Genomic DNA, 26,375 nt, shown 5'->3' with positions numbered 1-26,375 from the left:
CGGTATGTATCTCGTAGGCAGATAATGGCTCTGGATTAGTTGCATTTATGCTGATGGTCACTGTCTCACGTCGTATCGCACTAAGTTCCAATGAAGAAGCATGGTTACTCGATATAAGAACAACTGACGGATCCGGTGGGGAGCGAGACACGCGAAACTCTGACTGGTAATCAGTGGCTGTTTGCAACCGACATCTGGAATCCTAGTTACAATCACCAATCGAAACGGATGCCGAAGGTGCCTGCCGTTGCTGTTTGGTTACTGCGCCCACTATCGGGAGACCAGCGGTAGCTGGCCTGACCGTACAGGCTCACATTCTCCTTTAGACGCGCCGTGAGGCCGCCGCCGATCTCAAGTGCTGTGTCGCCGAAGCTGTTCTCAATCGCGGGTGAGGATGGTCCAAAGAACACGGTGTCATTGCCTGAGAAGGAATGCCAGAGATTGAACCGCGCATAAGGCTGCCACAATGTTCCGCGCTCATCTCGGGTTGAATATTGCAATCGTGCGCCAAGCCGGCCGGTCCAGGCTCTCCCTGCATCCCAATCCACTCTCGAATATTGATCGTGTGACCCGTCCACCGACATGTACTGATAGACGATCTGTGCTTGCGGTTCGATCAGCCAACGATCATCCTCACCAAAGCGGATTGGATAGCCTGCTTCGAGCGATGCCGTATATCCGGTTGCATTTGTGGTGAGGCCAGCGTTGTAAGCCGATACCGCATCCGCGTCGTACCAGCTTCCCTGTACGACCGCATCGACATACCAGCCAATGGGTGCAAAATGCGTCCAATAGGCTCCGAGCGATGGGCCTTTCAGCGTCAGTTCGCCCACGCCCAGGTCTTGCGTTCCTTGTGCAAAGCCGCGCACCGAGCTCGAATCATAGTTCGAATAGGCGAAATACAGACCAGCATGGTCACGGTGGCCACTGTCCGTTGTCCGCCGCAGAATGTCGAGGCCCGCCTGGAAGCCGGTCAGATCACCTTTCGCGCTAGCATCGACCGAACCGCCCCATCGGTTGCTGAGGTGCTCTCCGAACATCCGTCCCCAGGCGCCGTTTACGTAAGTCCGCGATTGCGGCACGCCTCGCAGGTTTTCCTCCTCGCCGACACGCTCATGTAGTGTGCCCAGGGTGGCAAGACCCATTTGCCGCGCTATAGCAGGGATTGGCGCATAAAGCGCGACTTCCGGGCGATAGAGCGGAATTTCCGGTCCTTCCGTCGCGGGGGCTGCCGGTGTGTCGATGATGTGGGACCGGAGGAACCAGTCGTTCGAATCTGTGCTGCCACCGCGGAAAAGCTGGTACTCGTAAGCGCCCGCAGTCACCCGCTGGCCGAGCGTGAAAGCGTCGTTCGTGGTGGTGCCGCCATTTGTCACCTGCACCAGCCTGATGCCGTCCGCTGCAGTCTGCTCTCCCGGACCGCCGGTATTGTTGACAAGTACCGATGTCGTGCCGCCGACTTGGCCGCTATTGATAACCAACAGATTGCTCGGCGAATTGTCAGCGCCAAGATAGGTGTTGAAGCCAATCCGGCTACCTGCGCTACCGCTGTAGCTGCCGACTGTCAGGGTCGTGTAGGTATTTGATCGTGGCAGGAACTGGATCAGACCGCTATTGGCAACCGTATCGGTTGCGTTGGAATGGCCGGTGACGTTCCAGATACTGTTGGCATCAATCGTGATATACGTCGCGTTTCTGGCCAATCCGGTCCACAGGCTGCCCTGCGCCAATGACAGATCTGTAGTGTTGCCAGTGTCGGCCAGCAGATCACCCGTCCATTTAGATGTAGTCAGGCTGGCGCTGACAGTATTGCCAGCACCGACGAGCATAAGATTGCCGGTCCACCGGCTGTTGCTGAGATTATAAGTGAGCGTCGAAGGGTCCACGACGATGTCACCCGTAAGCGACGAAATGCCGTTGATATTGAGTATCAGGTTGCTTGACGCACCTGCTGCATCCTCGGTCACTTTTGCCAGCAAGAGCTGTCCGTTGACCACAGCTGGCTTAATAGTTGTGTTGCCATTGATCGAGATGGTGCCGACACCTCCCTCGGCAAGGATGATTGGACCATTTGCGGCGCTGAGACTTCCGCCCGAGAACGACACGGTGCTCGGCGCACTTCCGGCAAGGTAAACAGCAGATGATCCCGAGCCATTTACTGCGATTGTGGAGCCGGATGCGGTGAGCGTGCCGCCATTGGCTGATGCGAGGCCGTGCGCAGCACTGCCCATTGTGGCAACGGTTGCATTAGAAGCGGTGATGCTACCGCCTGCCATCGAGTGCAGGCCGATGGCGTCAGTTTTTTGCGTGGCGACTTTGGTGCCGGTCAGGGTGATCGTGCTGCCAGCGTCGGTCGAACGGACACCATCGGCACCACCGAATGCAGCGCTATCACCACCCTTTGTTGTTATTGTGCCACCCGTGATCACGGCCGTGGCACCCTGACTGACACGAACGCCGATGCTCCCATCGCCAATAGTAGTGATAGTCGCGTTCTGGGCATGCAGTTCGCTGCCTGTCCCGATTACATCCGCGCCGTGGCTCTCCAGCCCCACCTCTGCCACCGGGAATTGAAGGACAGGGGGATTGCTGCCAGTCACGGTGAAGCCTGTTGTGATTTCTGTTCCAGTTACGGTGATCGTGCCAGCATCGGTGACGAGCAGACCTGCGCTGGACGGACCGGACGTCCGGACTATGGTGTTGGTTAGTATGACCGTACTGTCTGCACCGCTTGCCTCTGAGCCGGTCGAATTGGGTTGGTAGGTGAAAATGCCATAACCGGCGAAATCAATGCTGCCTCCGGAATCGGCCCATACACCTTGGCTGTTTGCACCATAAGTGGCGGTACTGGCACCATCACGAACAACAATGCTGCTGTCAACGCCGCGAGCAAGCATGCCAGGAGCGTCGCTATTGATTGTGCCGCCATAATAATCGCCGGAGGCGATAGCGCCGCCACCCATGGTGACTGTTCCCCCACCGGTAGCGAACAGAACAGCGCCACCACTTCCGTAGCCGTTTATATAGCCATTATTGAGGATGAGATTACTGCCGACGCCGGAAGCTACCGCTCCCGGTGCATTGTCGCCAAAGCTGAACGTATTTAGATAATTGAGAGTGATCGCCCCCCCGGCATCTGCAAATGCGGCAGAGGCGGCCGTGCCGTAGATTGTGAGATCGGTGCGGGTGAGCGTGATTATTCCGCCACCTACTGCGTAGGCTCCGTGCGCGTTGTCCAGGACGGTGGACACGGAACTATCGGTCAGCGTGACGCTGCTATTGGCTCCAACTGCGCTGATGCCATAAGCGTTGGTGCCATAGGCGGTGACCGTAGTATAGTTTCCTGTAATCACCCCGCCTGCCTCGGCGTGGAGGCCGTGACCGCCCGTGCCGTTGGTGGTTATCTCAGAAACAGCATCTGAGGAGGTGCCGATCAAGTTAGCAGTACCTTTACCACTCGCACGCACGCCGTGACCGCTGCCAGTAGCTGTAAGCAAAACAGAGGTGCCACTATAGCTGCCGGTGCCTGAGACGTCGACCACCGGCACAACATTAGCGCTTTCTCGCGTGGTGAGAGCTGGATCCGAGCAACTGCCGGAAGAAATACTAACGGATGCCGGGGCCGATGGAGCGCATTGCGCCAGCACCTGCGAGGAGGGCGACAGCGTCGTCATCGCTACGGCCAGGGTCGCAGGATTAAAGAAAATGGAACTCAATAGTGCTTTCTTGCTCGCGCCAAGCCTTGGAATCGCGACAGGTATCCCCATATGGTCATCACGCAATCGATGCCCCCCCAAACACGAAAACCATTGATACCAGGTAACTTGAGAATCAATTAAATATATTAATATAGTCTGCTTAAGTGTTTGCAAGTCTGCTTATAGATGTTTCGAAACCGCCAAAATGTTAAAAATAGCCATTTATCGCGCTTGGAGAAGCCACGCCGTAATCGTCCCGCCATTGGCGAGATTATCTGATTACGTTGCTGTCTGCAAAAATGCAGCTACGCAAACAAACCTGTGCGCCACACGCGAACTTGTTAGATAGAGAAAGGCGTCGATGGATCCGATCGCCGCATCCACCTCCAGCAAAAATATCGCTCCTTCTGACTCAGCGATAATTTAGCACGCTCCACAGTATCTAGCCGGGTACCAAGCCTACAGACAGCTGCCGGTATCAGGTCGGCCTTAACTGCCGGAGCACATGCCTCATCACGTGAATTGTCCTCAAACCTTATGCGAGTAGTGCCGCCGCGCTCTCATGAGTAAAGCAGGCCAACATTTATTGACTGGATATCAAGGCGGTCGATGACTGCTGTGCTCTAATAACCTATGGCAGCACCCGCGACGGCACGGCTGTCGATAGCGCCATAATATCGGCTGTCGCCGCCCTTTTGGATGGCCGCCATATCCTTGCCGCCGACAAGAATGCCTGCCGCCTCCCCCCAGACCGGCCAGTCAGCGTCTTCTCCGACCGTATAGCCCATGCCGGTCAGCAGCCGGATCGTATCCGGCGAAAGCGCGTTCGCTTCCATATAGACCCGATCCGGTAGCCACTGGTGATGGATGCGCGGGGCATCGATAGCCTCCTGAATGTCCATACCGTGATCGATGACATTCATGATCGCCTCCAGCGTGATCGTGATGATGCGCGAACCGCCGGGACTGCCGATGACCATGAACGGTTTACCATCCTTCGATACGATGGTCGGGCTCATTGAGGACAACGGTGACTTGCGCGGTTCAATGGCATTGGCTTCGCCCTGTATGAGACCATAGAGATTGGCCACGCCCGGCTTAATGGTGAAGTCGTCCATCTCGTTATTGAGAAGAATGCCGGTGCCTTCGGCCACTTTGGCCGTGCCGAACGATCCGTTCAGCGTATAGGTCACAGCAACGGCGTTGCCATCCTTGTCCACAATCGAATAATGCGTGGTTTCGTTGGATTCCTTGAATTCGGCTGGCTTGAGAGCCTCGCTGACGCCTGCGCGATAAGGATCGATGCGGCCACGGATTTCTTCGGCATAAGCCTTGCTGGTGAGCTTCTCGATTGGATTATCAACGAAATCAGGATCGCCCAGTGCCGTGTTGCGGTCGACATAGGCATGGCGCATTGCTTCCACCATCAAACGCGTGGTTTCCGCGGAACCATAGCCAAGATAGGAAATTGGATAACCCTCCAGCACGTTCAGGATTTCGCAGATGATCAGTCCGCCCGAAGAAGGCGGCGGCGATGAAACGATGTCATAGCCGCGATAGCTGCACTTGACCGGTTCCAGCTCACGGACCTTGTATTGCTCGAAATCGGCCTTGGCGAGAATACCGCCATTTTCCTTGCTCGATTTGACGATCAGATCGGCGATGCCGCCCTGATAGAAGGCCGATGTGCCCTTTTCCGAAATGGCCGAAAGCGATTTTGCCAAATCCGGCTGAACAAGCTTCTCACCCAACGGAAGCGGCTTTCCGTCTTTCAGAAAGATTTTCGCAGCCGCAGGATCTTTTGCCAGTCTATCATTGCCGTCAGCAAAGGAGAGAACATCGCCCAGCTCAAGCGCAAACCCATCCTTGGCGAGTTTCAGTGCCGGCTCTATCAGTTCCTCGCGCTCGCGGGTGCCATATTTTTCGCGTGCTTCCTCAAGGCCAGCCACCGTGCCTGGCACGCCGATGGCGAGATAGGTTTCAGTACTGGCGCCGTCGACCGGCTTGCCATCTTTGTCCAGATACATCGTCTTTGTGGCAGCGAGCGGTGCGCGCTCGCGAAAATCAAGAAACGTGCTCTTGCCGTCTTTGAAGCGGATTGTCATGAAGCCGCCGCCGCCGAGATTACCGGCTGTCGGATAAACGACTGCCAGTGCATAGCCGACAGCAACAGCAGCATCGACGGCATTGCCGCCGTTCTTCAGCACGCTAACACCGACCTGCGAGGCAAGATGCTGAGCTGTAACCACCATGCCGTTTTGCCCTTCCGCCGGAGCTGGTGATGCCGCGTGAGCCGAAGGCAGATGACCCGCAATGGCGATGACAGCGGCAAGGGAAAACGATTTCAGTCCGTAATGCTGCATGTCTTTTCCTCCTATGTAATCTGCCAGGTGGGTTGGACAACAACGTGCGCAATATCGCAGGCAAAAGCAAGCACGAGAAAATTTAACTAATTGATGTTGCGAATAGCGCGTGGAGCGATACTCATGTGCCAATTTTGCGGAATGAAGTGGTGATTTATGGTGTCTGACATTATTCCCGGCAATGTTTGCAAGTCCTCGGGAACTGCCTCGTACTCATTAGCACCCTTTGCTACATATCAGCGTCGTCTCAATCGCCGTATCAGAATAGCGACGTTGGCCGCATCAATTGAGCATGCCGATTAAGGAAACCGGCACGCATCTTATTGAATATCAAGCTCACATAATTTTGGGCAGAGGCTCATCCACATTCATGGCGTGATCCAGCACGCGTTGCAGATTAGCTGCGTGGCGGAAATCTGGCTGAAGGCTAACGCCATTGGCGACAGCTTTGGCAAAGCGTTGATAGTTCGTTTTTACCGTTCCCGCATCAATATCGCGCCATGTGGCCGTTTCGATATCTTCGCCAATTGAGCCGCGGAGGCTCGAGCCTGTTGGTGTGTGAAGCACCTCAAGCGCCCCTTTGTCACCGTGAATACGCAGGCGCAATTCGTTGAGATGCCCGGTTGCCCAGCGGCTTGCATGGATGACGCCCAATGCACCGTTTGCATATTCGGTACTCATGACGAAGCTGTCATTCGCGTCCATTACATATTCGCCGATTTGGTTATTATCAGCTTTCTCGAACGTTTTTAGATGTGCGGAAGCGCGCTCCACATCGCTGCCAATGGCATAAGATGCGAAGTCGAGAATATGGATGCCAACATCGCCTAGAACGCCGTTGGAGCCATGTTTTGTGGAAAGCCGCCAGAGCCATTTACTTTCAGTTTTCCAGTCGCCCCATGCTTTTGAGACGAGCCAGCTTTGCAGATAAGACGCTTCAAAATGGCGTATCTGGCCAATCTCTCCAGCGAGAACCATCTCTCGTGCTTTTTGCAGCGGAGCGACGTTGCGGTAAGTCAGATTTACCATATTGATGATGCCAGTTTGCTCGGCTGCATTGGCCATTTCTGCTGCCAGTGCATAGTTTTCCGCTAGTGGCTTTTCACAGAAAACATGCTTGCCAGCACCAATAAGCGCCAAGGTGGTTGGGTGGTGTATGGCATCGGGCGTCACATTTGCCACAGCATCAAACTCACCCCATGCAATTGCATCTTCAAGTCGGGTGAAGCGGTTGTTGATACCATGATTTTCAGAAAACGCATCGACACGTTCCGCTGAGACATCGCAGGCCGCAATGAGTTCTACACCTTCAATCGCCTTGAAGGCTTCAGCATGGCTTTTTGCCATGCCGCCTGTTCCCAGAATAAGGAGCCTCATCATGCACCTCAGCGATAACCGGCTTCGCCGGCCTTGTGCAGTTTTGGGCCGCGCTCTTCGATGGGTTCTGGTGCCTTATCGACAGGTACGTTTGGTGCCATGTGGATGCCTGTCCAGGCAGGTTGCGGGTTATAGGCCCATTTGACTGAGTTGCGCAGAACAGTCTGCACATTGGCGTCATGATAGGTGGGATAGGTTTCATGGCCGGGGCGGAAATAGAAGATATTGCCAGCGCCACGACGCCACGTCATGCCGGAGCGGAACACTTCGCCACCTGCAAACCATGAAATGAAGACAGTTTCGAGTGGTTCAGGCACCGAGAACTGCTCGCCATACATTTCCTCATTTTCAAGCACGAAGTTATCTTCTAAGCCCTGTGTAATCGGATGACCACGATTGACGACCCACACACGCTCGCGCTCGCCAGCCTCACGCCATTTCAATGCGCATGGGGTACCCATCAGGCGTTTGAAGATTTTCGAGAAATGGCCGGAGTGCAGAACGATGAGGCCCATGCCTTCAAACACACGCTTCGCAACACGTTCAACGATCTCGTCATTGACACCGCCATGGTCCTTATGACCCCACCAGACAAGGACATCGGTTTGCGCAAGTCGTTCCTCGCTCAGGCCGTGGTCCGGTTCCTGCAAGGTTGCGGTTGTTGCATCAATTTCGGCATCCCCATTCAGGCTTGCAGCAATCGTGTTGTGCATACCATCCGGATAAATCGAGCGGACGGTTTCGTTGATCTTCTCGTGAACATTTTCACCCCAGACGATAGTGCGAATAGGCACGATTATTCTCCTTGTTTTGGCGTTGTCGCCTTGGACATTGAATTTGGGAGGTCTGCGTCAAATGCGCGGCCTGCTTCATCGAAGCGATGAATGTTTTCTTCTGCGGGGGAGATGGAAAGTGTCTCGCCAGACTTGCGCGTTGCCACGCCGTTCTCACGAACCACAAGCGGCTCCTCAAGTCCGAGATTGATATAGACATAGGTGTCTGAACCCAGAATTTCTGTATGAATTACGCGCCCGGTCCAGCGTCCATCGTTTGGCACAATTTTAAGGTGTTCAGGGCGTAGGCCTATGGTGTGTGCATTGAACCCTTCAGCATGGTCGCCGGTCAGGAAGTTCATTTTTGGCGAGCCGATAAATCCGGCAACGAATAGTGAATTCGGCTTTTCATAAAGCTCGAGCGGCGTACCGATCTGCTCCACACGACCATCACGCAAGACACAGATGCGATCAGCGAGCGTCATGGCCTCCACCTGATCGTGGGTTACGTAGATCATGGTGGTGCTTTCCATGCTCTGATGGAGCTTTGCGATTTCAAGCCGTGTTGCCACGCGCAGAGCTGCATCAAGATTGGATAAAGGCTCGTCAAACAGGAAGACTTTGGGATCGCGCACGATGGCGCGGCCGATGGCAACGCGCTGTCGCTGGCCACCAGAAAGCTGCCGGGGAAGGCGCTCCAGATAGGGTGTGAGTTGGAGCATCTCGGCGGCACTTTGAATGCGGTCTTTGCATTCCTGCTTGGTTTTTCCGGCAAGCTGCATACCAAAGGCCATGTTTTGATACACAGTCATATGCGGATAAAGCGCATAGGATTGAAACACCATCGCAATGCCGCGCTTGGATGGGCTGAGGCTGTTGACGACAGTTCCGTCGATGGACAATTCGCCTTCGGTAATTTCCTCGAGACCCGCGATCAGGCGAAGAAGTGTAGACTTGCCGCAGCCAGACGGCCCGACAAAAACCATGAATTCGCCCGGGCGTATATCCATATCCACGCCCTTGATGACTTCAAAATTGCCAAAAGATTTGCGCACCTTGCGCAGTTGAAGTTCGGCCATTGGTTAAACTCCTAGCCTTTGACACCGCCAGCCGTAAGACCAGAAACGATCCGACGCTGGAAGATGAGAACGAGGACGACAAGAGGAACGGTGACGATGACCGAAGCGGCCATGATGTTGCCCCATGGAATTTCAAACTGGCTGCTGCCAGACAGAAGCGCTATGGCGACCGGAACCGTGCGTTGCCCTGCCGATGAGGTGAAGGTGAGCGCGAAAAGAAACTCGTTCCATGCAGAAATGAAGGCGAGCAGCCCGGTTGTGACGAGAGCGGGCCACATCAGTGGCATGAAAACGCGCGTAATAATCACCCATGGCGACGCGCCGTCGACAATTGCCGCTTCTTCGATCTCGACAGGAAGATCACGCATGAAGGTGGTGAGTACCCAAACTGTGAATGGTAGCGTGAAGATCATGTAAGAGAAAATCAGCGCAAGGGGGGTATTGAAGATGCCGAGAAAGCGGATCAGCTCGAACAGGCCCGCCAGCACCGCAATTTGCGGGAACATTGAGACTGAGAGAATGGTCAGCAGCAACAATCCGCGACCGCGGAAGTTGACACGCGCCAGCGCATAGGCGGCTGTCACGGCAAGCAGCAGCGAGATTGCTACAACAACCGTTGCAACAAGAAGTGAGTTTCCGAGGCTTTGAACGAAGCTTCCATGGGTCAGCACGCCGGTATAATTGGCGACCGAGAAGTTTTCCGGCCAGAAATCGACCTGAAACAGTGCGGTTCCCGATTTGAAGCTCGTGATGATCGCATAGTAGAACGGAAACACAGCAATCAGGATGATGAACGCAACCAGCAGATAAAAGCTAAGGGTCTTCACATAGTGCATGATGCTACTCTCCCTTGCCGTTGAGGTTTACGCGTCCAAAAAACATGTAGAGGACAGTGATCGCTGCGATGATGAGAAAAAGCATCGTGGAGGCAGTCGCCCCATAAGCGAACTTGTCGAAGTCGAAGAGATTTTCACGCGCGAAGACTGACATGGTTTTCGTCTGGGCATTGTTGGGTGTCAGTACGTAAATCAGGTCAAATATGCGCAATGCATCGAGCATGCGGAAGATCACAGCCACCATGAGTGCAGGACGGATAAGCGGTAGTGTAACGCGCCAGAAAACCTTGATCGGGTGGATGCCATCGATTTTTGCAGCTTCGTAAATGTCTGATGGCACCATTTGCAACCCTGCAAGGATCAATAGCGCCATGAAGGGCGTTGTTTTCCAAACGTCAACGATCAGAACTGCAATCATTGCCGTGTCAGGATTGGCTGTCCATGCGATCTTCTGGCTGATGACGCCGAGATTAAGCAGAATGTGATTGAGAATGCCGAACTGGTCATTGAGCATCCAGCCCCACATCTTGGCCGAGACAATAGTCGGTATTGCCCATGGGATGAGAATGGCTGCGCGTACCAACCCGCGACCGCGAAACTGCGCGTTCAACACCAATGCCACGATGAGGCCGAATAAGGTCTCGAGACTGACGGAAAAAACGGTGAAGCGGATGGTGTTCCAAACTGCACCCCACCATGCCGGATCGACCAGAAGCCCGCGATAAACGGTTTTACCGCTCTTGAGTGTGATCCATGTCAGGTAGTTCTTGAAGCCTACAAATTCAGCCGTTGCCAAGCTTGTTAGCGATGCATTGGTGAAACTGAAATAGATGGTGCGGAGCAGCGGCCATCCGGCAACGAGCGCCAAGACAAGCAGTGTCGGTGCAAGAAACAACCAAGCCGAGCGAATTCGCTGCTTGTGGAGGTCCGAGTGGCGTCGGCTTCCCGATGCCGCTCTTGAACCATCAAGAGAGGTCTCCGTCATGATTTTCCTCTAAAATTTCTTTCGCGCGAAGTAAGCTTGGCCTTCGAAAAATGCGTTCGGATTGCTTGGGACGATAATCCGAACGCTGCTTGAACAGTGCTTACCAGCCAGAACCTTCGAGTTCGGTCAGTTCGACTTCAAGCAATTCAAGATTTTCAGCCGCAGTACCGTTGCCCGAAAGGGTCTTGTGAACGGCATTCCAGAATTTTGCTGAAACCTCGTTATATTTAACTTTGGTGGCTGCTGACGGGCGCGGAACAGCGTTTTGGAATATCGGCTTCCAGTTGGCCATAAAAGGCTGTGCTGTGACGATCTCCTGATCATCATAAAGCGCTTCAATTGTCGGAAGACGCGAGATTTCGAGGGCCTGCACCTTCTGCACTTCGGGCGATGCGAGATATTTCACCAGAGCCACCGCCGCGTCTTGCTTGGTTGAGTATTTAGATACAGCGAGGTTCCAGCCACCCAGCGCAGAGGAGGGCGCTTCACCTTCGGCACTGGCGGGCAAGGGTGCAACGTCAAATTTGCCTTTTACCGCACTGTCGTCATTGTTGCCGAGTGCATAAGCATAGGGCCAATTGCGCATGAAGACGGCATTGCCCGTCTGCCAGACACCGCGCGATTCTTCTTCCTGATAGGCCAGCACACCCTGCGGTGATATTGAGTTGATCCAGCCTTTTGCGCGATCAAGAGCTGCTGCGGCCTGTTCATTGTTGACTGAAATTGTTCCGTCGGCCTCAACAATCTGACCGCCGCCTGACGATTTAACCCACTCAAGTGCGTTGCATGTCAGTCCTTCATAAGCATTGCCTTGGAACACAAAGCCCCAAAGATCGGCCTTACCGTCCGCACGCTCTTTATCCATAATTTCTTTGGCAGTCGTCGTCATTTCTTCCCATGTTTTCGGGACGGACTTGCTATATTTTTCCAGCAAATCTTTGCGATAAAACAGTGCTGGTGCATCGGTATAAAATGGCAGTGCGACTAATTTCCCGTTCACAGTTTGCGAAGCAATAATTGACGGGAAATGCGTGCCAGTGACGTCTTTTGTTGCTTCTTTCAGGTCGACAAACTGGTCTGAAAGCTGCGGTGCCCACACGATGTCGGTTTGATAAACGTCAATATCGGCATTGCCTGCCGCAAGCCACAACCGATACTGGCTGAACTGTTCGCTACTGGATGACGGCATCGCAACAATATTGACCTTGTGGCCGGTGTCTTTTTCAAATTTAGAAATCTGGTCTTGTAGAAATTTGATGTTATTGCCAGTTGAGTTTGCGGCAATTGAAATCTCGTCGGCCTGAGCAAAGGTTGTTGCCAGACCGAATGCAGCACATGCTGCAAGAACACTCTTGATATTTTTCATTGGTTCCTCCTCCCATCCATTCAGCAAGCGGTTTGATAAAATCGAAAACGGTTTGGATGATGAAAAGGTTGCAGACAGCAGCTTTCCTGTCAACTCATTCGTTATTGCAGCTGAATAACATTTAAATTTCTAGGATTTTATTACGTAGATTCAATGAATTAATGTTGACGCTGAAACGCAGGGCGTTACTTTCAACGCTGCGATCTTGCGATAATTCACTATAAGTTTTTGAAAAATATTGAAAACGCTTTCAAAATTCGTCATTGTCGTTACAATCAACTCTGGATATGCCAATTGTTAATAGCTGCAACCCTGCAATAATCGCTTACCTCATATGTCTTTAAATCGATAACCCAAATGAAACTTCGCGAATTTGCCAAACAAGTCGGTCTCTCTGCCACCACTGTCAGCCGTGCGCTGAGCGGTTATCCGGAGGTTGCCGAAAGCACACGCAAGCGCGTGATGGACGAAGCTGTCCGTCTCGGCTACAGGCCGAACGTCAATGCTGTGCGGCTGGTAACGGGACGTGCCGGGGCGATTGGCGTTGTGATGGGACGCAACAGCGAGTTTCACTTTGCAGAATTTATGCGCGGAATGGCCGAACGCCTGAGCGTGGACGAGGTCGATATTCTCGTCAGCCCGACTGCAAGCACGGGCACAGACGATGAGGTTCAGCTCTGTCGCAGGTTAGCAACCAGCAGGCGGGTCGATGCGATTATCATCACATCACCGAAGCCAAATGACGAACGCATAAGATTACTTCATGAACTTGGCATGCCGTTTCTTGTCCACGGGCGGTCAGACACGGACATACCGCATGCATGGCTTGATATCGATAATGAAGGTGCTGTTTATCGTTCGACAGCACATTTGCTTGATCTCGGTCACACGCATATCGCCATGATTAATGGACGATATGGGTTTACTTTTTCGCTCCATCGCGATGCAGGTTATCGCAAGGCACTTGAGGAAAAGGGTGTCGTTTTCGATCCTGATCTCATTGAACATGGCGACTTCACCGATGAAGTAGGCTATCGTCTTGCAAAAAGATTGCTGGAGCGGACCCCCCGACCAACAGCGTTTGTTGCTGGCTCCATGATGACGGCACTTGGTATTTATCGCGCAGCACGATCGCGTGGTTTGACCATCGGCAAAGATATTTCAGTCATTGCGCATGATGACGTTATTTCATTTTTGAGCGCCGATAATATGGTGCCGTCACTCACCGCTACACGTTCTTCTATGCGTGCCGCTGGTAAACGCTCTGCTGACTTATTGATGGATATGCTCGATGGCCGCGTGGCGTCTGATGTTCACGAACTCTGGCCGGTTGAACTCATCTTGAGAGAAACAGCTGTCCGCGCGCCGAAATAGGGTCTGTTGACGTTCAGGGTTCCTGACACAGTTGATTGCTGATTCAGGGTTGCAAACAAAGGAGCGCAACCTTGCCCCGTCGGATAGTCGCACAATTGCTGAATTGGGTCGGATGGAATGGCAGAATCTTACCGAGCATGGGAAACGCGCCAGAGCAGAAAATGCCATCGGTGGCTATAAATCTACAAATGGCACGTCATTACGATCACGCATTATGTGATCGTATTTCCATCTCATGCTTTCTGTTGCAACTGCTGGGCAAGCGATATTCCTTCAAATTGCCATTTCAGGCTACTTCCCTAGAACGAGCCGGATCACAGAAGTTTTTATTCGCGAGTCTGGCGCAATTGGCGGTGATCGGATGAGGTGACGCGATTGCGGGAAAGTGGTTGGACTTGCCTGATAAAGTGGAGAGCGAAGGCTTCTTCATGCACCCAGCTTGAGTGGTATGCTCTCAAACTGAATTGGGCTTTTGCAACCCAAGGATAAATGTCTTCTTTTGGGATTCCGGTCATCGGAATTGGACGTACGCGAATTCTTGCTTAGCAATCGGTGTGATCAGGCGCCGAAGACTGACCCCGCGAATTCTGCCATTAACCTACTGACTTAAATGCCATATTGCCGTTCGGAGAGGGGGCATAGTCGGCGCTTATCATGCCCTTCTTAGAAGGCAGATAACCTTTTTAAATTGAATGGTTTAGATGACATTTTTGGTGAGTCACGTTTCCGCGCTTTATCACATGCAAGACAACACCACGGGTTCTTCTGCTCGTGCGGTTCATTCCGCCTTACGGTCACATCATACCATCGTCACTCCGCCAACTGTGGTGCCCCGAAAGGCAAAGCTTCTTCGTGGTTCAGGACGCCAACGGCATCTCCGGGAAAATTCAACCATCATTGCGCCTTAGGAACAAACCCCATAGAAAATCCGAACAATCGGCCAATTTTAACTAAAGTATCAAGCGTTGGGTTCGCGGTACCGGCTTCGATCTCCGCAACTTGTCGCCGAGTAAGCGACAGCATCTTGGCAAACTCCTCTTGCGTCATGCCAATCCCCTTACGAATTTCCGCCACCGCACCGGGCAGTCTCAGGTCCCCGGTTCGAGCACGCTCCGCCAGTGTTCGCCGGTTTTCCAGAATCTCTTCTTTCGTCGGTTTCTTCCATCGAGCCATTTAGCTATCCTTCGACATTAATGGCAGCTCTCCAGAACGCTATCCGCGATTTCCAAGCAGCGGCCCATTGCACGTTCCAGAATCGCCGGGGCCGCACCCATATCTTTCGCCAGATCCGGTGCGTGTCGCAGGTGCTCGGCGAATGTGGAAAGCGCAGCGGCGAGAGCTTTCTGCTCAAAGGGTTTATGCACCAGTTCAGTGCAAATCCGCTTCCAATCGGGAAGATGGTCGCGACCACCATCACGCATGATCGCCCATCGAGTGGAGCGAACGATCCCCTCTTTGGCGAGCCGCATTGGCGCGAAATCAAACAGTGGAGACAGGCGGATCGTGCTGTCCTGGTGCTTGCTAAGAGCCGAGTTCCGGCCGTGATTGTCGGGATTGCCAAGCGCGAGGTTGGCGATGTCGCGCTTAAGGTATTCGACAATTTCCGCGAAAGGATTGGCCGAATATTGACGCGGAACATCGACATAGGCCTCATGCGTGCCGACATGGCCGAAATCGGCAACGCCGATCGCTGACACCAGGCTTTCCTGGCCCAGCCGGACGGTTCCACTGCCTTCCTTCTTCCTGTCGAAACGGGGAATGATAAGGACGCCTTCGAGAATAAGGTGGTCTACAGGCTCGCTGCTCCGGACAAGCTTGACGATGACGTGGCGCACGGCTTCAGCATCGGTCACGAAGCTGTCAGGATAGTAAAGCCCATCAGTCCGCCCGTGTCATCGAGACCTTCGGCTATTCGCCTTGCAGGCCGCTGGAGCCGAGCATTCCAAAGCGATCGGCAACTTCCATAAAGCGATCCGACCGCGCAAGCATTTCCGCTTCTGTAACTCCTTGGCGCTCAACACCACGCAGCCGCCTCGTTTCGGCCTCGACCGGTTCTTTGATCCGGATATTGCCTATGCCGCCTGTTGCCGATCGCAGAAGTAGCGGGAGATCCGAAGCGCGCGAACCTTCAATAATACCAAGATGCTCGGCAAGCTTACGCCTTGCATGTCCTTGAGGCATAAGGTCCAGGACAAAGGGCGGCCAGCTGCGGCTGTATCGATTCTCAAGATCAACGGGATAGCGGACGGACAACGCGCGATGGTCGCGGACGGTCTTTCCACCTGCGAACTCCGCCGATGCCACAGTGACGAAATAGTCGAGATCGTAATCGACGATCGACGCGCCCTGGAAACCGACCGCGTCGTCGTTAAGTTCCAGTGCCGCGGCGTGATGCCACTCACCATCAAAATGGGTTTGAAGCGTTAGGCGCATTAAGTGATCCTTTTAATGGTTCAAATAATGCATTTCATTAATTTGTTCGACCCATTAAAGTGGGTTAATAAATGCCGTTAGGACTGCCAGCTACCAAAGCTTCCATGGTCATTGCATCGCCGTGCACTAGGTTCTGCAACCAGACAACACTCTGCGTGACTGGTCGAAGGATCAGCATTCGAAAAGAATGCTTCAGGAGTGCCCACTTCGCCGGTGGATCATGGGAGCGATTCGACCCTCTCGGCCATTCGGCGAGGAAGTCGGGCAGCGGCGGCCATAGCACCGAACAGAGCGACAGCTACTATGGTTCCTATCCATGCGCCATAGAAGCCCCAGCCCAAAATCAACCCCGCCAAAGCAGGCGAAATAACATCTGTCACCGCTACGAGTGCTTGCCCCGTCCCCATGACTATCCCGTGCCGTTCTGGAGGGACTTGTACAGATAATGCAGCAAGGTAGGTAGGCTTCGCAAGAGCATCACTGACGCTGACAAACAGGACTGCAACGGCCAAAACAGCAATTGTGCTTGCCAAACCGGCTGCAATAACGCCCGTACCGATGAGGCCGAAGATCAGAACAATCAACTGACGCTCATTTAAAGACCGACCGAGCCACCCAAGGAGGAAAAGCTGGACGAGGATGTTGATCATCCCGTCAGCGGCTATGAGATAACTGAACTCGCGCGGCCCAAGCGCATGACCATTCCAGACAAACTTTTCTGCCAGGAAATTCGGGAGTTGCGAAACATACATTCCGTAAGCAAAGAAATGGCACAACATGACAATAATCAGCACGCGCATGACAGGAGAGTTGGTTATTGCGCGCAATGAGATTTGCTGCCGATTCCGTAATGCCACGTTTTGTTTCGCCACCTTGCCCTTTTTGATAAAGACGGAGGTCACGACGAGCCCGGAAAGTGCCAGACCCAGTGCCATATAGATCGGGACAAGTAATGAGATTTCCACCAGCATGCTCGAAAGGCCTGCACCGAGGATTGCTCCCAGACCGAGGCTGGCACTCACGATGCCGATCGCTTGTCGTCGCGTCGCCACCGAACTATTGTCTGCTGCATATGCTGCCGCTGCAGAGAAATTACCAGAGGTGAAACCGAACAGGAAACGAGCCAAAAGGACAGTGAAGATATTTTGCGCCAGTGCAAGCACCAACAGGCTTAGGATCGCCACTGCCTGACTGGCCATGAGAACCTGTTTGCGTCCGAAGCGGTCGGAAAGCTGGCCCAACATGGGAGATGCCGCAGATTGGCTTAGTGCTTCGGTTGAAAGAACAAGGCCGAAGATCAGGGGGCTCGCTCCCATCTCACGCAGATAAAACGGCAACACAGGTAGAACCGCCCCTACACCAGCAGCATACAGGGTTACGATACAGGCCAGTGGCAACATCAATCGCCATTCGAGCTTATCTCTTGGGATAAGGTCTCCTTCCACCCCCTTTTCGGCGCTCATCTTGGGGTTTCCTCGCAGCAAACAAGGCCCACTCTTTCCAGATAATCTTCCAATTTTGCGAGTTGGCCGACTTCAAAGGCTGCACCCACATACCCGTCTGGGCGGATCAGCACGCATTCCCCTGCTTGCAATGCATAGGCTTCCCTTATGTACCCCCACTGGTCAATGACATCGCCATCAGTACCGACGTGGTGAATGCGGAGACCTGCGCGTGGTGTGACATCTTCGGGTTCTGTCCCATGGATAAGCAATGTCCAATGGGGACCCTGCATGAGTTGGAATAGCCGTGTTGGCTGACCCGCCGCACCTTTGCAAGGCGCATCCGGAGCGCGATCTCCCGCGCAAAGCGCTTCGCCTTGGCTGCGATTCTCACTGGAAAGAGAAGATCCTGAATAACCGATATCAAGCTGATGGACCTCGCGGCCGCGCCGCATCTCACCTTGCTTCTGATCATTGAGCAATCGGCCGGACAGGCCGAGCACTGCTTTGGCTACCGGCCGCCGCTCCTCCTCATAACTGTCGAGCAGATGATCCGAAGCGCCGTCGAGCACCGCTGCCAGTTTCCAGCCGAGGTTATAGGCATCCTGGACACTGGTGTTTAGTCCTTGACCACCTGTCGGAGGATGGATGTGAGCAGCATCCCCGACAAGAAACACGCGACCGATCCGATACCGGTCAGCAAGTCGGGCGTTCATCGTATAAGCTGATGCCCACTTGACCGAGCGCACCTGTATATTTTGTTGGCATGTTCGCTCATTCAACAAGCGCTGAAGACTGCCAGCCGAGAGGTCAAAGTCTCCCTCCGACGAAATAGGTGCCTGGATTTGGAAAAGATCGGTTCCGGCTAGCGGGCAAACATGTACCATTTTCTCGATGTCGCCGTGATTGAACTGATGCCAGGCATCTCGACTTAATCCTGTCAGCATCACATCTGCCACTACCGCGCGCGCGCCCAACGTTTTGCCGGGAAAACTGATGCCCAAGGCGCCACGCACGAAACTTCGGCCTCCATCCGCACCAACAAGAAAGCGCGCCTGAAGGCTTTTCTCTCCATTAGCCCCTCCAACTCGAGCAACGACCCCATCTGTACTTTGTTCAAATCTGCTTAGTTCGAGTCCAAATTCGACTTTATGCCCCATCTCAGCCAGCCGTTCACGCAAGATGGTTTCGGTAAGAAACTGCGGAATCATCAGCGGAATATGGTACGGCTCCGCAGGCGTCGGATTAATATATTCAATCGGGTTCGTTTCGGAATAAGACCCGTCATCGTGATACACCCGCAACGGGGGGTAGATGCCGCCGGCAGCAACTATCCTGTCGAGAATCCCGAAATCTTCGAAAATTTCTTGCGTTCTTGGTTGGATTCCCTTCCCGCGCGAACCCGGAAACGGCACCTCCATTTTTTCGATTAGTCGAAAAGAAACGCCTCGACGTGCAAGTTCAATCGCTAGCGTCAAGCCAGCCGCTCCCGCACCGCAGATGAGTACATCTGCCGGAAAATCATTTGTCATCTCGATCTCCTTGTGTGTATTATGCACATAAACTCAAATCGGAATAACGTCAATGATAAATGTGCATAATACACATAATGAAAACCAACTTATTCGCGAACTCCATGAATCGCTAATCGACATCGTTACTCTCATGAACCGTCCTCAGCGCGATGAGCAAATGGTCAGGGAAGCTGGTATTGCACTCGACCGGGCTCTGTTTCCGCTGTTGGTAGGCGTCGAACGACGAGGGCCTATTGGTATCGTGGAACTCGCTGACGGAACGGGTCGGGACTACAGCACGGTCAGCCGTCAGGTGACCAAACTGGAAAGTCTCGATTTGGTCGAACGCAGGCAAAGTGCTGCCGACAAGCGTGTCAATGAAGTCGTCGTCACGTCGAAAGGCAAAGCAATGACCGCCAAGATAGACGCCGCACGCGAAAAGCTTGCTCGCTCAATCTTCAAATCGTGGGACAAGCACGACGTCAATGAGCTTGTGCGCCTGATGCGGAAATTTGCAGACGCCGTAAAAGACGAACCAACAAATCGTTGACCGCGAGCAAAACAGGTTGGCGCGAGACGAACGGAAAACGATGATCATGTGCAGACGACAACCGCACTCATCATGTGGTAGCGATGCGCGTGAGGTCTTCGTGGTGGTAAGATAATTGTCAGCGCTCAACTCCCGACACAGTCATCGGGACCAGTCTCGAATAAACGTGCATTCAACTTTTCCTTACGCGGATTGAGTTGCTGCGGAATCGATCTAAAAATACGCTTTGGCGATATAGAAACGGACGCGCTGCCGTAAGAAATCACCACGCCACGCTCAAACATCATTTCTTCAACTTCACGCGAGCTACGATTGAGATAGGAAAGTGATGGTTCTTGTACGTCGAGCCTGCTTGATCATGACGTCAAATACCGCAATCACACTGACGAATAATCAACATGACAGCACCCGTTCGCCCAGTTACATGATAGGGTGCACTATTCTTAACGAGGAGGCACGGGGATGCGCTTGAAGATGGGAATGCTGCTGGCGGGTGTCAGCATTTTGAGCGGAATAAGTTTGGCACAGGCTGAGGAGAGCGTTGAAGTCCTGCATTACTGGACTTCGGGCGGTGAGGCAGCCGCGCTCAATCTCCTGAAGGAAAACCTTCAGAGCCAGGGTATTGGCTGGGTCGATATGCCGGTTGCCGGTGGTGCGGGCGAAGCCGCGATGACGACCTTGCGCGCCCGCGTGACGGCGGGCAATCCGCCAGCCGCCGTGCAGATGCAGGGCTTCGATATTTTGGACTGGGCACAACAGGGCGTGCTCGGCAATCTGGATGAAGTCGCCGACAAGGAAGGTTGGGATAAGGTCATCCCGCCCGCTATCCAGCACTTCTCGAAGTATGACGGTCACTGGATTGCCGCGCCCGTCAATGTGCATTCCACCAATTGGGCCTGGTACAACAAGTCCGCGCTCGACAAAGCTGGCGGAAAAGTGCCGCAGAACTGGGATGAACTTATTGCGCTGCTCGACAAGTTCAAGGAGCAGGGGATTACGCCGATTGCGCATGGCGGCCAGCCCTGGCAGGAAGCGCTTATCTTTACCAGTGTCGTGATGTCGTTCGGGCCGGATTTCTACAAAAAGGCGCTGATCGATCTCGATCCGGAAGCCCTGAAGAGCGATACCATGAAACAGGTATTCGAGCGGATGGCGAAGCTGTACACCTATGTCGACGACAATTTCTCTGGACGCGACTGGAATCTCGCCTCCGCCATGGTCATTGACGACAAGGCGGGCGTGCAGTTCATGGGCGACTGGGCCAAGGGCGAATTCACGAAAGCTGGGAAAAAGCCAGGGGCTGATTTCGTTTGCGGGCGTTTCCCGGGAACGGAAGGCTCCGTGGCGTTCAACGCTGATCAGTTCGCCGTCTTTGAAGTTGGTCAAGACAAGCGTAAGGCGCAGCTTGCACTCGCGACCGCTGTGGAAGACGTCAATTTCCAATCAGCCTTTAATGTAGTGAAGGGATCGGCGCCTGCTCGCACTGATGTGCCGACCACGGCATTCGACGAATGCGGGCAGAAGGCAATCAAGGATCTGGCGGCCGCTGACAAGAGCGGATCACTGCTCGGTTCATTCTCGCAGTCGCACGCACAGCCCACCGCGATCAAAAATGCAATGTTCGATGTCATCACCCGCCAGTTCAACGGTCAGCTGACAGTGGAACAAGCAGTGGAAGAGCTTAGCGCCGCCATCGAAATAGCAAAATAAGCAATTGCGGCATGGGGGCAGAGGTGGCTTACGAGTAGAAGACTGGACCGATTAATTTCTTACGTTCTTAGATATGATGCGAGCATATTGCTTATCGCTTATTTTCAAGAGCTGAATTACGCTTGGCTTCATAGCGGGGTATGCGGTTGGGGGGAAGGCAGCTTTGGGACTCGACCAGAACACTTTGTTTTTTGCGACTGGTATCTGCTCTCTGGCGGTCGGCCTTACGATTCTGAGCGTCTGGTATCAGAACGCGCGTGACAAATTTCTGCTCTGGGGCTGCCTTGGCATGATTTTGCTCGGCACGGGGGTGGTGCTTTATTATGCTGGACCTCTGCCGTTGGCTACGGCCTCCATTGCAGCCTTTGGTCTGGAGAGTGTCGGTTTCATCTTCCTGATTGTCGGGTCACGACAGATTTCCGGACGTCCGATGCGCCGAAGCTTTCTGGTCGTTCTGGGGATTGCGGTCATATGCGCAACGACGCTTCCCATTCTGGCCGGGCAGACGGGCACCGGCACGGCGATCTTCAACCTGACGTCGGCTCTGTTGATTTTGCTGACGGTGAAAGAATATTTGCATGTTTATCGGGAGGCACCGGTACCGGTCACGGCCATGATCGTTCTTTATACCCTGACGGCGATTTCGTTCTTTCTGTGCGGCGCTGTTATCCTGCATGAACAACAATGGGTCATGACTGTGATCCCAAGCAATTGGGCCGAAGATATCAATGCCATCACTGCCATTATAGGCATTACGGGCATTGGCGCGCTGTCGCTGAATTTCACCCAGTCGCGCATTGCGCGCCGTCATGCTAACGAGGCACGCACCGACAGTCTGACCGGATTGCTGAACCGGCGCGCGCTTTACGACGTGCTGGGCGACAATGAACTGCAGCTGGGAGATTCAGTCGTGATCTTCGACCTTGATGCGTTCAAATCCATCAATGATACGCACGGTCACATTATCGGTGATCAGGTACTGGGCACCTTCTCTGACGTTCTGCGCACCCATATCAAAGGCGCAGCTCTCATCTCCCGTATCGGCGGCGAGGAGTTCGTTCTGATCCTGAGGCAGATACACAATAGCGATGTTCTTGCTCTGGCCGACGCAATCCGCAAAGCCTTTGCGGCGGTAGCCTTCGAGGGCTTAGCTGGGGAATTCTCAACGACGACCAGTGCGGGGATCGCTTTTTGCACGCCCGGAGACGATGATTTCCAGATGGTCTTCCGCAGAGCCGATGCTGCGCTTTATCGCGCCAAGCATATGGGCCGCAACAAGGTCTGCACGGAACTACACAGCGTCGCCTGAATATTGAATTACGCTTGTTGCAGAAAAATTGAAGCAATTATCCTGATTGCATTGAATGCTTTTTAAGAAAAATGCGTACACGGTGTCGGTTAAGTAGCAACAATACGTTCGGGAGAGGCTAAAAATGTTAAGTGCCGAGCATGAAAAGTCTCTGGCCGCCCTACAAACCGACACCCTTGAGAAAGTGGCTTACGGAGAGCTACTGGCGTCGGTAGCCGATCATCTTTGCAGGCGAGTGGAAACGATAGCCCCGGGCGTTATCTGTTCCGTTCTGGCCGTTGATCAAAATTCCAGGCTACGAACGCTTGCAGGTCCGAGCCTTCCAGAGCAGTATTCGCGGGCGATCGACGGAACGCTGATTGGGCCTGATGTTGGTTGTTGTGGCTCAGCGGCATATCGTGGCATTGCAGTTGAAATCACAGACATTGAATGTAACCCACATTTCGACAATTACAGGTCGTATTTACTTCCGCTTGGTTTAAAAGCCTGCTGGTCCAGTCCCATTAAGGCGCGGGATGGTCGCGTTGTTGGCACTTTCGCCTTTTATTATTCTTCCCAACGAGGACCGACAGACGTCGAAAGGGAAGTGGTTGAGCGCTGTACTCATCTTTGCAGCATCGCCATCGAGCACGATGAGATCCGACGGCGCATGCACGAATTGGCATTCGTCGACCCTCTGTCGGGAGCGCCTAACCGCGCCAGCTTCAATCTACGCATCAGTCAATTGACGGGCGATAACCCGAAACCTTTTGCCCTGCTGTTAATCGACCTAGATCACCTGAAAGAAATCAATGATACATTGGGGCATGCTGGCGGCGACGCGTTGATACGCACTACTGCGCTACAGCTCAAGTCCGCACCGGTCGCGCATGAGGCCTTTCGTATCGGAGGGGATGAATTTGCAGTGATCATACCGGATTGTCGTACGGATTCCGAGATGATCGAGGCTGCAAATATCTTGATTGAAACAATAAGCGTGCCATCCGAGTATGACGGATACACGGTCGTGTCCAGCGTGACAGGCGGAGGCGCGCTTTATGCACCGGGAGGTATCGATGCCGAAACCCTATACCAAAACGCGGACTTTGCACTCTATAATTCAAAGACAGAATCCAGAGGCGGGTTCATTTCCTTCGTGCCAGGGATGCGCACAGTCATCACCCATAGGATTCAAACGATACGTGAGGTCAGAGACGCACTATCCGAAGGTCGCCTCTTCGCTGCTTATCAGCCGATCGTGCGGATCGATACTGCCCAGATCGTTGGCGTGGAAGCGTTGGTGCGCATGCGCACCCCGGAAGGGAGAATTGTATCAGCCGACCAGTTTCATGAAGCCATTTCGGACCCACGCATTGGCAACAATCTGACGGTGCAGATGCTGTCGCAAGTGACCACTGATGTGAGGGCATGGCTTGATAACGGTATTTCGCTCCAGCACGTCGGTATTAATGTTGCTGGCTCCGATTTCCAGAAAAGCGGTCTCGAAGAACGGATCGTAGAAAAGTTTGCAGCCGCCAATATCCCTATAGAACATGTCATTCTCGAAATTAATGAAACGGTTTTTGTGGGTGGATACGACAATCACGTCGCGCGAGCAGCCGAAAATCTTCGGGCTAAGGGAATGCGTGTTGCGCTCGATGACTTCGGCACCGGTCACGCCTCGCTCACCCATCTCATAGATTTCCCCGTTGATATCATCAAGATCGACAAAACATTCGTCGGCCGTATGATAGAAGACCGTCGGAGCCTGGCAATCGTCGAAGGATTGATCGAAGTCGCACATAAGCTTGATATGACAATCATTGCCGAAGGCATCGAGACGGAGGAACAGGCCAACAAACTAACGACCCTCGGCTGCTCACTCGGCCAAGGCTATCGCTACGGGCGTCCTGTCTCGGCATCAGCCACGCTCAAACTTCTGCAACGCTTTTCGCGACAGCCCGATAAGCATTCAAAATATCAAGTGCCTTATCTATTACGAGAATAGCAATGCACCAACGGGTATCGTTAAGTTAACCTGTCGGCGGTTGACCTGTGCGGTCTTTCAGCATGACCCAAGTCGCTCGTGATCGCCTTTATCACCGCCATCGGTTTCCAGTTGAAGTGATTGCCCATGCCGTGTGGCTCTATCTTCGTTTTCCGCTCAGTTTGCGCATGGTCGAAGATCTGCTGATGCCACATGGGATAATCGCTTCGCACCAGACCGTGTGTCTGTGGGTGGAGAAATTCGGTCGACGTTTTGCCAATAGATTGCCAAGTTCGGCCATCGCATCGCTGCCTCATAACCTTTCCGGCTACTCTGCTTGTATATTCTGCGTGCGTATTTCAGGCTCATCTGCACTTTTGGTGCGGGGCGGGGCATTTTTTTGGGATGTTTCCGTTTCCTGCTGCGGAGGCCATTTGTTATAAAACACATCGAAACAAGATTTTCCCTGTAGACACGAGACACGCTTAGCTCGACTCACATGAGGGGGCACGAGCTTTTAACAATCCAACGTACGTTCCTTCGCTCATTTGTTTCCGTTGTCGGTTCCAACTTACATATGGTCGCCGCACTTGTCGGCTGCACTATGATCCGCTTGTACTGCGGCAGAAACTCAGGAGAGCGATCCCATCCTTTGTAACGGCACTTGATGCCCTATCGAGCTTCGGGTCGTTCACCTGGATCAGCCAGGCCGGTATTGCTAGAGGATCTGAAAACGCTGACCGGCAAGACCGACGAAATAGATCGTGTGCAGAAAGGGGCGCTGTACGAAAAGATCCTACGCGAACGTTTTGTCGATTCTGGCTCAATTCTCGCCAATGCCAGAGGCTGGGTCGCCGATAGGGTGGTCGCGTAACAATCCAAAGTCAGTCGGGAGCTCCTATGGCTTTCTCGTAATCCCCCAAGGGAACCCTTCATTCTGCGGGGGCGCGTCTGAAATGGTTTGTGTTTGCCCACAAGCGGGCCCGCGTTAAATTTTTACCCGCGTTATACATAGATCAAAGAATAAATATTCATCGTAATCAATTATAGGTGAATATTTGTTTGGTTATTATGAGTGATAGTTGATGTGTAGTATATCATTATATTAAGAATATACTCGTTGCCAAATAATAGTAATACGCGAAGCTTGGAGGTCAAAATCAGGATAGTAAAGTGAATGTGTTGCAATATTCTTCCGAAATATATTATTAACATCGACAAGACAATGGAAATTTTATAGGATATTATCCTAAAGTGGGCGCTGATTGTTAGTCGCGCCGGTGAACATCTTGCAATCGTTGGCATGGCGGCAGTAACACTCTATGCCGCGTCAATCATGATCCCGTCCTGCGCGAAGCGGCACGTGGCATGGGCCTTACGCGGATGTAGCGCCCACGCTAAGTCGAACTGCCAATTGGGGTCCCGGTCATCTTGGTGGGTGTTCGCATGGCGGTGGTGATGAACATTGGAGTCACAGCCATTGCTGCTTATATTGGTGCCGGCGGCCTTGGCGCCTTTATCTGGCGCGGCATCAGCCAATCAGATCCACGTCAGCTCATTACCGGCGCATTGGCTGTGAGCATATTGTCGATTTTGTAGG

20 protein-coding genes and 2 pseudogenes are annotated in these 26,375 nt (G+C 53.2%); 9 read left to right on the top strand and 13 right to left on the bottom strand.

Features of this window, described 5'->3' with window-relative positions:
• Positions 1 to 212: 212 nt before the first annotated feature.
• From ACSME1_RS20500 to ACSME1_RS20465, 8 genes are all read right to left on the bottom strand, one after another.
• Positions 213 to 3,782, bottom strand: a complete 3,570-nt coding sequence (locus ACSME1_RS20500; RefSeq protein ID WP_435655705.1) for an autotransporter outer membrane beta-barrel domain-containing protein — start codon at positions 3,780 to 3,782, stop codon at positions 213 to 215.
• A gap of 539 nt (positions 3,783 to 4,321) precedes the next feature.
• On the bottom strand, positions 4,322 to 6,061 hold the full coding sequence (gene ggt / locus ACSME1_RS20495) for a gamma-glutamyltransferase (protein WP_435655704.1): 1,740 nt from the start codon (positions 6,059 to 6,061) through the stop codon (positions 4,322 to 4,324).
• A 336-nt stretch (positions 6,062 to 6,397) separates the two neighbouring features.
• Positions 6,398 to 7,438: a Gfo/Idh/MocA family protein gene (locus tag ACSME1_RS20490; protein ID WP_105708283.1), complete on the bottom strand. Its 1,041-nt coding sequence runs from the start codon at positions 7,436 to 7,438 to the stop codon at positions 6,398 to 6,400.
• 8 nt (positions 7,439 to 7,446) lie between these two features.
• Positions 7,447 to 8,232 carry a ThuA domain-containing protein gene (locus tag ACSME1_RS20485; protein WP_105708285.1) on the bottom strand — a complete coding sequence of 262 codons (786 nt, stop codon included), beginning with the start codon at positions 8,230 to 8,232 and terminating at the stop codon, positions 7,447 to 7,449.
• Between the two features lie 2 nt (positions 8,233 to 8,234).
• Positions 8,235 to 9,290 (bottom strand): ABC transporter ATP-binding protein, encoded by a 1,056-nt coding sequence (locus ACSME1_RS20480; protein WP_105708287.1) that lies wholly within the window; start codon positions 9,288 to 9,290, stop codon positions 8,235 to 8,237.
• Between the two features lie 11 nt (positions 9,291 to 9,301).
• Complete coding sequence (locus ACSME1_RS20475) at positions 9,302 to 10,126, bottom strand: carbohydrate ABC transporter permease (protein WP_105708289.1); 825 nt, start codon at positions 10,124 to 10,126, stop codon at positions 9,302 to 9,304.
• 4 nt (positions 10,127 to 10,130) lie between these two features.
• Complete coding sequence (locus ACSME1_RS20470) at positions 10,131 to 11,111, bottom strand: carbohydrate ABC transporter permease (protein ID WP_105708291.1); 981 nt, start codon at positions 11,109 to 11,111, stop codon at positions 10,131 to 10,133.
• A gap of 100 nt (positions 11,112 to 11,211) precedes the next feature.
• On the bottom strand, positions 11,212 to 12,477 hold the full coding sequence (locus ACSME1_RS20465; RefSeq protein WP_105708293.1) for an ABC transporter substrate-binding protein: 1,266 nt from the start codon (positions 12,475 to 12,477) through the stop codon (positions 11,212 to 11,214).
• 357 nt (positions 12,478 to 12,834) lie between these two features.
• On the opposite strand from ACSME1_RS20465, the gene ACSME1_RS20460 reads away from it, so the two are divergent.
• Together ACSME1_RS20460 and ACSME1_RS20455 are read left to right on the top strand one after the other, a co-directional pair.
• Positions 12,835 to 13,851, top strand: coding sequence for a substrate-binding domain-containing protein (locus tag ACSME1_RS20460; RefSeq protein WP_105708295.1), 1,017 nt, complete (start codon positions 12,835 to 12,837; stop codon positions 13,849 to 13,851).
• Positions 13,852 to 13,933: 82 nt separating this feature from the next.
• A pseudogene (locus ACSME1_RS20455) lies at positions 13,934 to 14,062 on the top strand (IS5/IS1182 family transposase); the annotation flags it as partial.
• A 683-nt stretch (positions 14,063 to 14,745) separates the two neighbouring features.
• Here the strand turns inward: ACSME1_RS20455 and ACSME1_RS20450 are convergent.
• From ACSME1_RS20450 to ACSME1_RS20430, 5 genes are all read right to left on the bottom strand, one after another.
• Entirely contained in the window at positions 14,746 to 15,024 is a 279-nt protein-coding gene (locus ACSME1_RS20450) for a helix-turn-helix transcriptional regulator (RefSeq protein WP_105708297.1), read from the bottom strand.
• 17 nt (positions 15,025 to 15,041) lie between these two features.
• Positions 15,042 to 15,704 carry a HipA domain-containing protein gene (locus tag ACSME1_RS20445; RefSeq protein WP_435655703.1) on the bottom strand — a complete coding sequence of 221 codons (663 nt, stop codon included), beginning with the start codon at positions 15,702 to 15,704 and terminating at the stop codon, positions 15,042 to 15,044.
• A gap of 55 nt (positions 15,705 to 15,759) precedes the next feature.
• Positions 15,760 to 16,284: a HipA N-terminal domain-containing protein gene (locus ACSME1_RS20440; RefSeq protein WP_435655702.1), complete on the bottom strand. Its 525-nt coding sequence runs from the start codon at positions 16,282 to 16,284 to the stop codon at positions 15,760 to 15,762.
• 218 nt (positions 16,285 to 16,502) lie between these two features.
• Positions 16,503 to 17,747, bottom strand: a complete 1,245-nt coding sequence (locus ACSME1_RS20435; protein WP_105708298.1) for an MFS transporter — start codon at positions 17,745 to 17,747, stop codon at positions 16,503 to 16,505.
• Positions 17,744 to 19,258 carry an FAD-dependent oxidoreductase gene (locus ACSME1_RS20430; RefSeq protein WP_105708300.1) on the bottom strand — a complete coding sequence of 505 codons (1,515 nt, stop codon included), beginning with the start codon at positions 19,256 to 19,258 and terminating at the stop codon, positions 17,744 to 17,746. The genes ACSME1_RS20435 and ACSME1_RS20430 overlap by 4 nt, the downstream gene beginning before the upstream one ends.
• Before the next feature lie 43 nt (positions 19,259 to 19,301).
• On the opposite strand from ACSME1_RS20430, the gene ACSME1_RS20425 reads away from it, so the two are divergent.
• The 7 genes and pseudogenes from ACSME1_RS20425 to ACSME1_RS20395 all read left to right on the top strand — a co-directional run bounded on the left by ACSME1_RS20425 (position 19,302) and on the right by ACSME1_RS20395 (position 26,374).
• Positions 19,302 to 19,790 carry a MarR family winged helix-turn-helix transcriptional regulator gene (locus tag ACSME1_RS20425; RefSeq protein ID WP_105708302.1) on the top strand — a complete coding sequence of 163 codons (489 nt, stop codon included), beginning with the start codon at positions 19,302 to 19,304 and terminating at the stop codon, positions 19,788 to 19,790.
• 462 nt (positions 19,791 to 20,252) lie between these two features.
• A complete protein-coding gene (locus ACSME1_RS20420) occupies positions 20,253 to 21,500 on the top strand; it encodes an ABC transporter substrate-binding protein (protein WP_105708303.1) in 1,248 nt (415 codons plus the stop codon).
• Between the two features lie 163 nt (positions 21,501 to 21,663).
• A complete protein-coding gene (locus tag ACSME1_RS20415; protein WP_105708305.1) occupies positions 21,664 to 22,809 on the top strand; it encodes a GGDEF domain-containing protein in 1,146 nt (381 codons plus the stop codon).
• 124 nt (positions 22,810 to 22,933) lie between these two features.
• Complete coding sequence (locus ACSME1_RS20410) at positions 22,934 to 24,796, top strand: putative bifunctional diguanylate cyclase/phosphodiesterase (protein WP_105708307.1); 1,863 nt, start codon at positions 22,934 to 22,936, stop codon at positions 24,794 to 24,796.
• Positions 24,797 to 24,858: 62 nt separating this feature from the next.
• Positions 24,859 to 25,083: pseudogene (locus ACSME1_RS20405) on the top strand (IS6 family transposase); the annotation flags it as partial.
• Positions 25,084 to 25,442: 359 nt separating this feature from the next.
• Complete coding sequence (locus ACSME1_RS20400; protein WP_435655701.1) at positions 25,443 to 25,649, top strand: hypothetical protein; 207 nt, start codon at positions 25,443 to 25,445, stop codon at positions 25,647 to 25,649.
• A gap of 584 nt (positions 25,650 to 26,233) precedes the next feature.
• Entirely contained in the window at positions 26,234 to 26,374 is a 141-nt protein-coding gene (locus ACSME1_RS20395; protein WP_435655700.1) for a hypothetical protein, read from the top strand.
• Position 26,375: the final 1 nt, after the last annotated feature.

It is taken from the genome of Brucella pituitosa (assembly GCF_965577835.1).
Classification (GTDB): domain Bacteria; phylum Pseudomonadota; class Alphaproteobacteria; order Rhizobiales; family Rhizobiaceae; genus Brucella; species Brucella pituitosa.
The sequence above is the reverse complement of the archived record's forward strand: the minus strand, read 5'-3'. Positions and strand labels throughout refer to the sequence as shown.